The sequence below is a fragment of the Fluviicola sp. genome (assembly GCF_030151805.1).
Taxonomy (GTDB): domain Bacteria; phylum Bacteroidota; class Bacteroidia; order Flavobacteriales_D; family Crocinitomicaceae; genus Fluviicola.
The window spans coordinates 1-8,108 of record NZ_JASLCN010000039.1; the positions used below are offsets into that span (position 1 = coordinate 1).

The 8,108-nt window shown below is 40.6% G+C and carries 6 protein-coding genes; 4 read left to right on the forward strand and 2 right to left on the reverse strand.

Annotated elements, in window-relative coordinates; translation table 11 throughout:
* The coding region (locus Q1V93_RS01425) for a glycosyltransferase family 2 protein (protein WP_300660461.1) at nucleotides 1-978 on the forward strand (978 nt) is incomplete at its 5' end.
* Between the two features lie 574 nt (nucleotides 979-1,552).
* On the opposite strand, the gene Q1V93_RS01430 is transcribed toward Q1V93_RS01425, so the two are convergent.
* On the reverse strand, nucleotides 1,553-2,002 hold the full coding sequence (locus Q1V93_RS01430; protein WP_300660464.1) for a hypothetical protein: 450 nt from the start codon (nucleotides 2,000-2,002) through the stop codon (nucleotides 1,553-1,555).
* Nucleotides 2,003-2,446, reverse strand: coding sequence for a hypothetical protein (locus Q1V93_RS01435; protein WP_300660467.1), 444 nt, complete (start codon nucleotides 2,444-2,446; stop codon nucleotides 2,003-2,005).
* Between the two features lie 213 nt (nucleotides 2,447-2,659).
* Here Q1V93_RS01435 and Q1V93_RS01440 point away from each other — a divergent pair, with 213 nt between their 5' ends.
* The 3 genes from Q1V93_RS01440 (at nucleotide 2,660) to ccsA (ending at nucleotide 8,013) form a co-directional block, all read left to right on the forward strand.
* Complete coding sequence (locus tag Q1V93_RS01440; protein WP_300660470.1) at nucleotides 2,660-3,754, forward strand: Nif3-like dinuclear metal center hexameric protein; 1,095 nt, start codon at nucleotides 2,660-2,662, stop codon at nucleotides 3,752-3,754.
* A gap of 3 nt (nucleotides 3,755-3,757) precedes the next feature.
* Nucleotides 3,758-4,510: a C4-type zinc ribbon domain-containing protein gene (locus Q1V93_RS01445; protein ID WP_300660473.1), complete on the forward strand. Its 753-nt coding sequence runs from the start codon at nucleotides 3,758-3,760 to the stop codon at nucleotides 4,508-4,510.
* Nucleotides 4,511-4,806: 296 nt separating this feature from the next.
* Nucleotides 4,807-8,013: a cytochrome c biogenesis protein CcsA gene (gene ccsA / locus Q1V93_RS01450; RefSeq protein ID WP_300660478.1), complete on the forward strand. Its 3,207-nt coding sequence runs from the start codon at nucleotides 4,807-4,809 to the stop codon at nucleotides 8,011-8,013.
* Nucleotides 8,014-8,108 lie beyond the last annotated feature (95 nt).

The window sequence follows — 8,108 nt, forward strand, 5'->3', positions numbered from 1 at the left end:
CTCATTTCTATTCTTACGCCTTACCGCAATGCGGAAAAATACATCCGGGAAACGGCCTTATCTGTCTTCGGGCAAACGCATTCGGATTGGGAATGGATCCTGGTAAATGATCACAGTGAGGAAAATGAATTGAAAGAAATTGCTGATTTATTACTCGATCCGAGAATTAAATTGCTTGAAAATAAGGGGACCGGAATCGTGGATGCGCTCTGTACAGCTTTTGAACATGCAAGCGGGGAATACATTACGCGAATGGATGCCGATGACGTCATGCCGGATTTCAAATTAGCCGAATTTCTTCCGATTCTTGAAAATGGAAAAGCTCAGATCGTTACCGGGAAAGTGCGCTATTTCTCACAAACGGAATTCATTTATCCGGGTTATCTGGGATATGAAAACTGGTTGAATGAGCGGATAGATCAGCAGGATTTTTACCGGCAGATTTACCGGGAATGTTCGCTTGCTTCCGGAAACTGGATGATGCGCAGATCGGATTTGGAACAATGCGGTGGATTTGAAGGATTGAATTATCCGGAAGATTACGATTTAGTGTTTCGCTGGTATGAAACCGGATATACGATCAAAGGTTTGGATCTGGTGACACATTTGTGGCGCGATCACGACACAAGAACATCGAAAACAAGTACGAATTATGCTCAGAAGGCATTTTTTGATTTGAAGATTGATCGTTTTGCGGCTTTGGATAGGGACTCCAACCAGCAGTTGATTGTGAACGGAACCGGGCAGAAGGGACGATTAACGGCGAAAGTGCTTATTGAAAAGGGCCTTCCGTTTAGCTGGGTTTCTCATGAGGCGGGAAAATTCAGCAAGGGCATTTTCGGGCATCCGATTATTGGTTTGGATGAAATTCCGTGTTGTGAGCAAGCTCAATTATTAAATACAACTTTACTTTCGGAAGAAAAATTGAACAAAGTGTATCTCAGGACAATTTCAAGCATTGAATTTTATCATTTGTAAGTATAGCAGTTTTTCACGCAGGTCCAGGGATTTCAAAAATCACCTAAACTCCGGGGCAAGTGAAGAAATGATCAATGAGGGAAGTTTGATCAGGCAATGGTTAGTAGCTAAGTGAAACGAATTCCAAATTCCGAATTCCGAATGCCGAATTGGAAGAGTTATCAATTAGGAAGATGGTTGGGGAGCTATCTTGTTTATAATAGGTTTACTTTGTTTAAAATAGGTACAATCATCGCTATATCTATGCCTTATTCTTGCTTTATCTATGGGATATTGATGCCTTATTATTGGTTTAATATTGATTAAGAAACGCGTTAATGATGTTTGGCTTTAGATTAAACCCTTTTTTCGACCGGAAATGATAAAAGGAGACTGTTGTTCTATCTACAAACCGGAATGATCAGGACAGGTTTATGTAGCTATTAAACACGTATTCTACATTCTTCCGTGTGTACGAGATCGGAGTTTGCGTTATCGGTCATCATAAAAAATCACTTATAATGTCGTAATAACATCTAAGAAAAATGCCGGTAAAGAGTTTGTTTCCTGATTTAAACTGATTTCGGAAGGAGGTCTATGGAATTTTCTTTCCTTTGAAATCGAGTTTAATTACGCTGATACTAGGGGCGGTGTACATTTGAAGGATTGTTATTGAATCGTTTGCGATTTTCATGTCTACCGGACTAAAATCTCCGTTATTTGTGTTGATAAGCAGCGTGTCAATTTGCGTTGGTTTTGTGTCGTAATCTTTTATCCGTCTGAAATACATCGTGGTTGAATCTATTTGGGGGCCCAGATTCAGGAAGATGTGTTCCATGGTTACGGTCAGTGAGTCTTGAAAATAATAGTACTGCGAATAGGCTTGTCCTCTGTATTGACCTGAGATTTGGTCTGCATAATTACATAGAGCGCAACTTGCCGGAATGGTATTTTGAGCCGGGATAGAATGGTCGAATTTTTTATTGCAGCTAAGTAGCAATAGCAATAATATGCATGAAATTGATTTCAAATTAGAAGGTTTCATCTATATTTTTTTGAAGTTGTTGGAGTGGTTATTGTATGGCCAGGTTGTACAGGTCAGACCTGTTGGTGATTGGTTGGTGAAAATGAACGTCTCACCATCGAATTTGAAAGTAACTACATAGCGGTAGTCAATTGCCGTTTTTCCTCCGCCATATTGTGTATACGGGACTTGCTCAATTCCTTCCAGCTTCCCTTTTTTAATTTGTTTTCCATTCTCATATAGAAAAGCATTGTTTGAGCTTCTGATTCGTAACCCGTAATTAGTACTTGTTGTGGAAGGCGAATAGGTGATTAAAGCGGCTGATGTTCCACCATTGCTTCCAGATTCAGAGTCCACCCAATCCCAGTCACCAGTAATGCTTTGTTTATATTTTTGTTTGTCGTCTTTTGCTTTTCCGCATGAAAAACAGAGGATTAGAATAGAAAGCAAGAAAGTTCGTTTCATATCAGGTGATTTTATTTTATGATGCAGTTTTTATCAAAGGTTGCAAATGATCTTAATTTTACCTTCTACCTTTTCAATTCTCAATTGTTTGTCATGATTTAGTCTTCAAAAGCTGGCGCTTTTCCCAAATCACTTCCGCACTAACGTTTGTTGTGATTTAGTCTTCAAAAGCTGACGCTTTTTCTTACCTTTGTTAGTATAATTCATTCAACAATGCAGGTCAAAGAGCTCGTATCTTATTTAAATCAATTGGCGCCGTTTACGTACCAGGAATCGTATGATAATTCGGGCTTGCTGGTTGGGAATCCTTCGGATGAGGTAAAAGGAGTAATCGTTGCTTTGGATTGCCTGGAAACGATTATTGATGAAGCCATTTTGCACGGAGCAAATGTGGTTTTAACACATCATCCGATTGTGTTTAAAGGTCTGAAACGGATTACCGGAGCAAATTACGTGGAAAGAACCGTGTTGAAAGCCATTAAGAATGACATCAACCTGGTTGCTATTCATACGAACCTGGACAATGTTCATTTCGGGGTCAACCACATCATTTCCGAAAAACTGGGATTAACGGATTTAAAAATTTTAAGTCCGAAAGCGGCAACTTCGTTTAAACTGTCGGTGTTTGTTCCGCAAACACATGCAGATTTATTAAGAGAATCTCTTGCGAAAGCGGGGGCAGGACATCTCGGAGCGTATAGCTGGTGCAGCTTTAGCTCGAAGGGCGAAGGACGATTCAAGCCGGATGAAGATGCGGATCCGTTTATCGGCAAAGCTGGCGAACTGGAAGTGGTGAAAGAGATCAAAGTGGAAGTAATTGTTGCCGAACACGCGGTTTCTGCTGTTTTACACGCCATGAAAGCAACGCATCCTTATGAAGAAATTGCCTACGATCTGATTGCGATGACTAATTCGAATGAATACATCGGAAGCGGAATGATCGGAACGCTGGAACACGGAATGGAAGCCATGGAGTTTTTGAATTTTGTGAAGCGAACATTTCATTGCGGAGCAATCAGATATACCAATCCGACCAAATCTACGGTCAAAAGAATTGCTGTTTGCGGAGGTGCCGGAAGTTTTTTATTAAAAGATGCGATTCGGGCAAAAGCGGATGTTTTCATCACGGGAGACTTTAAATACCACGAATTTTTCGATGCGGAAGATCATTTGATGATTGCGGATATTGGTCATTTTGAGTCAGAACAATATACTTCTGAGTGGTTGGTAGCACAATTGAAGAAAAAATTTACTAATTTTGCGGTTCGTTTAACGAACGTAAATACGAATCCGATAAATTATCTCTAAAGTATGGCTGCAAAAGCAAGTACAAAAGAAACAACAGTTGCTGAAAAGTTGGACGCATTGTATGCGTTGCAAAAGATTGATTCTCAAATCGACAAAATTAGAACCGTACGTGGTGAATTGCCTTTGGAGGTTCAGGATTTGGAGGACGAAATCGAAGGGTTAGAGACTAGAATCAAGAACCTGCAAGAGGAAGCGAAAGAATTGGATACTGAAGTTTCAGACCGCAAAATTGCAATGAAAGATGCTGAGGCTGCGATTGTAAAGTTCAAGGAACAACAAAATAATGTACGAAATAACCGTGAGTTCGAATCTTTGGCAAAAGAAATCGAGTACCAGGAGTTAGAGATCAAATTGCACGATAAGCGTTCAAAGGAAGCGAAAATCAAGATTTCTTCCAAGAAAGAAGTATTGGATGAAGCAAAAGAGCGTTTGGAGTTGCGTAAAGGCGATTTGAAAGTGAAACAAGACGAGTTGAACGAAATCGTTGGTGAAACACAAAAAGAGGAGGAAGCATTAATTGCTCAATCTGAAAAAGCAAAAGCATTGATCGACGTTCGTTTGATTGCTGCATATGACCGTTTGCGCCAAAATGCAAAGAATGGTCTGGCAGTTGTTGGAGTGGATCGTGATTCTTGCGGAGGATGTTTCAACAAGATTCCACCTCAACGTCAATTGGATATCGATACACGTAGAAAGGTAATTGTTTGCGAGCACTGCGGAAGAATTTTAGTTCCGGCTGAAGTGGTCGAAGAATAAGAGATACAAAAAATGTTAAAAGGGATTGTGTTATGACAATCCCTTTTTTTATTTCCTTGAAAACCAATTCATTGTTTCCTGTCGGAACGGGTATTGAGACGTGTTTTTAATGCTTTTGATATTCGGCGAAAATTCTACCTGAGGTAGATGGGGACTAAGTATCAACAGGATATGCGTTTTTTATTCGTAATTCATTCTCCCGAATTACTGTCGCACTAACGTTTGTTGTCATTCGGTCTTCAAAAGCTTGCGCTTTTTCTTATTTTTGCACTTGAAAAATATCAATCCGTTTTTACATGGAAAAATTAGCAAAAGCGCTTTTCTCGATGCGCGCGATGGCACTGGGATTATTTGTATTCCTCTCGGCAATTGCAATCGCTACGTTTATCGAATCTTCAGAAGATACTCAGGCAGCAAAACTTTGGATCTATAATGCTAAATGGTTTGAACTGCTGCTGGCCTTTCTGTCGGTAAACCTGATCGCTAATATTTTCCGTTATCAAATGTGGAAACGCGAGAAGATTGCTTTGCTTCTTTTTCACGTGTCTTTTATTGTGATCATTATCGGGGCGTGGATTACGCGTTATGTGAGTTATGAAGGAATCATGACGATTCGGGAAGGACAAGCTTCCAATACGGTTTATACGTCAGATCCTTATTTGTGGGTAAACGTCAATGACGGGAAGATGCAATATACCAATGATGTGAAGGCATTCATGGCGGAATCTTATCCTTTCAACAGTGCTTCCATGGATATTGATTTTCCGAATCACAAAACCCCTGTTTCTATTGAGTACGTGGATTTTAAATCGAAGCAAATTGATACGATCGAGATCAATTCGAAATACAAAACAAGCGCATTAGATATTGTCACGGATGGAATGAAATCCAACTACCTGATCAACGACGAAATTTTCTCACTGAATGGCCTGGACATTGCTTTTTCAGATCAATTGGTAAACGGAGTGAATGTTTACAGAAAGAACGATACGCTGCGTTTACGACCGAATATGCCTTTGCAGTACATTCCAATGAAGGAAATGCAGAAAGCACGTCAAAGTGGTGTTGCACCTCCGGATTCCGTATTTGTGAAAGTAGCGCCGGGACAGGAAATTGTTTTTGCGACGACAACACTTTACCAAATTGGCGGACAACAATTCGTGTTCAAGCAGGAAATCCCGAACGTAGGAAAGAAACTGGTTCCTTCGGGACGTAAAGATGTTGGTTCGGATTACCTGACGGTGAAGATTACGGATGGTTCCAAAAGTAAAATTGTGCGTTTGGAAGGTGGTTTGAAAGCAGTCGGAGTTCCGGTATTCTTCGAGTTCAACGGATTGAATTATCACCTGGAATACGGGATGAAACGCATCAAAATTCCGTTCTACATGAAGTGTAATGATTTTATGCTGGATCGTTATCCTGGTTCCGATATGCCGTCCTCGTATGCAAGTGATTTGCAGGTGTTGGATTCGGCAAACAACGAATTCGGAACGAAACGCGTATTTATGAATCATGTATTGGATTACGGCGGTTACCGTTTCTTCCAGTCTTCTTATGATGCAGATGAAATGGGAACAGTTTTGAGTGTGAACCATGATTTTTGGGGAACCAATGTGTCTTATTTAGGATATTTAATGTTATTTATCGGGATGATTTTTAGTTTGTTTGCTCCAACTTCACGATTCAGGGAATTGTTGAAAAACCTGATTGAGTCGAATTCAAAGAAAGCGTTGAGTATTTTGTTTGTTTTGGGTTCACTGACCGCATTTGCTCAGAATGAAGTTGGACACGATCACGATCATGATCACCATGACCATAATCACGCGCATCAGCAAATACCGGCTGTACCTGAAAATCCGGTAGTGTATTTCATGTCGGAAGATCAAAGTGATGAATTGGCAACTTTGCTGGTTCAGGATCCTAAAGGAAGAATTATCCCGATGCATACGATGTGTGATCAGATCCTTCGAAAACTGTATCGTTCCAGTAAATACGAAGGTCGTAATGCGGTTCAGACGGTAATCAGCATGCACATGTATCCGGATTATTGGATGAATCAGAAATTGATTCTGGTTCCTCTGGCATTGCGCGATCCATATAACCTGACTGAATACGTTTCTTTCCGTGAACTGACAGACGAAACCGGTAATTTTAAGTGGATAAGTGCTTACAATGAAGCATTGAGAAAACCGGAAGCACAGCAATCCGAAACACAGAAGAAACTCATTAAACTGGGTGAAAAATACCAGGTATTCCTGGAGGTGGCGAACTGGAATTTCATGAAAATTATCCCGATGAAAGGCGATCAGGCGAATCGCTGGTTTATGCCTTTTAACCAGGAATTGATGATGAAAGACAGTGTCACAAGCAAATTGGCACTCATGTATATCAGTTCTTTGAACGACGCTGCCAAGAAGAATAATAACTTTTCAAAGTCGACAAAACTACTGAATGAGTTGAAAAAGGCACAGCGTGCCATTGCACCGAAATCAATTGTACCGTCTGAAACTCACGTAAAAGTGGAAGTTTCTTACAACAAAATGGGAATCTTTAAAAACACGGAATATTCTTACCTTTTACTTGGTTTGGGGTTGATGATCGTGTTTTTTGTTCGCGTATTGTTCAATCCGTCTCAAAAATCTGAGAAACGCTATATGAATGTGCGCAAAGTAGCCATTTTCCTGTTGGTGATTATCTTCTTGTATCACGGTGCAGGATTGGGAATGCGTTGGTATGTTTCGGGGCATGCTCCCTGGAGTGACGGTTACGAAGCTGTTGTATTTATTGCCTGGGTTACGATGCTTGCCGGATTGATCTTCTCGAAGGGAAATGCCGGAATTTTAGCAGGGGCAACGCTTTTGGCGGCATTCATGGTATTGGTGACGGAATTGAACTTGCTTGATCCGGAAATTACCAACTTGCAACCGGTATTGAAAAGTTATTGGTTGATGATTCACGTGGCGATTATTACAGGAAGTTATGCCTTTTTAGGGTTGGCGTGTATCCTGGGAATCTTTAACCTGGTTCTGTATATTTTCCGCAATCAGAAAAATGGAAAAACGGTTACCAAGAATATCAATGAGTTGACCTATGTTTCGGAAATGACGATGACGGTTGGTTTGTTTATGCTGACGATCGGTACCTTCCTTGGTGGAATCTGGGCCAATGAATCCTGGGGAAGATACTGGGGCTGGGACCCGAAAGAAACCTGGGCGTTGGTTTCCGTATTGGTATATGCGATTATTCTGCATTTGAGATTCATTCCGGGATTGAAAAGTAAATTTACTTTCAACGTAGCAAGTATGTGGGGATATGCAGCCATTTTATTTACCTTCTTCGGTGTGAACTTCATCCTGGTTGGTTTGCATTCATACGCAAACGGAGATGGTTCTGTAAACCTGCCCTGGTATGTATGGGTAAGTGTTGCTGGATTTCTTGCAGTTACAATCATTGCCGGAATCCGAAATAAAAAGTACATTCAAGCTCAAAGAGAATTGTTATGACACTGTATGATTTTTCATTAAACTACTTAAACGGAAGCCCGGTTGAGTGGAAGGATTTTCAGGGGAAGAAAGTACTATTGGTCAATGTGGCTTGT